Origin of the sequence: Streptococcus sp. 79 (assembly GCF_013277425.1) — a bacterium.
Taxonomy (GTDB): domain Bacteria; phylum Bacillota; class Bacilli; order Lactobacillales; family Streptococcaceae; genus Streptococcus; species Streptococcus pseudopneumoniae.
The window spans coordinates 1-980 of the sequence record NZ_VMMW01000127.1; the positions used below are offsets into that span (position 1 = coordinate 1).

Consider the following 980-nt stretch of genomic DNA (forward strand, 5'->3'; position numbering starts at 1 on the left):
AAAAGAGTCCAGTGGACTCTATTAGCTTAAGCTAAATTTTAAAAAGCGAGGGTGGTTGTTTTCTCAAAGTTTTGAAGGAGCTAAAGCAACAGCTATTATTATGAGTTTGTTGGAAACAGCTAAACGTCATCAACTAAATAGTGAAAAATATCTATCCTATCTTCTAGAATGTCTTCCAAACGAGGAAACTCTCGTAAACAAAGAGGTTTTAGAGGCTTATTTACCATGGAATAAAGTTGTACAAGAAAAGTGCAAATAAGAAATCTCCAGATTAGGAACTATCCGTGAGTTCTCTAGTCTGGAGATTTTTCAATATACTTCGTTATTGGGCGGTTACGGATATTTTAATGCCACAACCTATTGTTCCTGTAGAGATTCCACAATCTCGTCCTTTTGATTCTAAAAAGAGAAATGATATTCTGCTTAAAATTCGTAATTATCTCCAAGAAGAAGATTTAAGATGGGTTTACCAATCACACGTAAGGAAATCTCTAATTGGCATATCAAGATGAGTCAATACTATTTAGAGTCCCTTTATAACCTTTTACGAGAAAAATTGTTAGAACAAGCTCTTCTTCATGCGGATGAAACCTCTTATCGGGTCTTAGAAAGTGATAGCCATCTGACCTACTATTGGACTTTTTTGTCAGGAAAATCAGAGAAACAAGGGATTAGGCTTTACCACCATGATCAGCGTCGAAGTGGTTCAGTAGTACAAGACTTCCTAGGAGACTATTCTGGCTATGTGCATTGTGACATGTTGCGGCAGTAACTTAGAACTTTAGTCCTCTAGTTCTGCCTATGCGATAGCAGTCCAAGGTTTAGGAGCAAAGCGACGCTAAGCTTGGTAAACTGCGAACCGCTAGAAGCTTATCGTCAACTGGAAGAAGCTGAACTTGTTGGATGTTGGGCGCATGTGAGAAGGAAATTTTTTGAAGCCACTCCCAAGCAAGCAGATAAATCATCCTTAGGAGCTAAAG

2 pseudogenes are annotated in these 980 nt (G+C 38.3%); both read left to right on the forward strand.

The annotated features are described in order from the left end of the window. Window positions 1-43: 43 nt before the first annotated feature. A pseudogene (locus HT729_RS11480) lies at window positions 44-259 on the forward strand (transposase domain-containing protein); the annotation flags it as partial. A 163-nt stretch (window positions 260-422) separates the two neighbouring features. Further along, window positions 423-980, forward strand: a pseudogene (locus HT729_RS12305) (transposase); the annotation flags it as partial.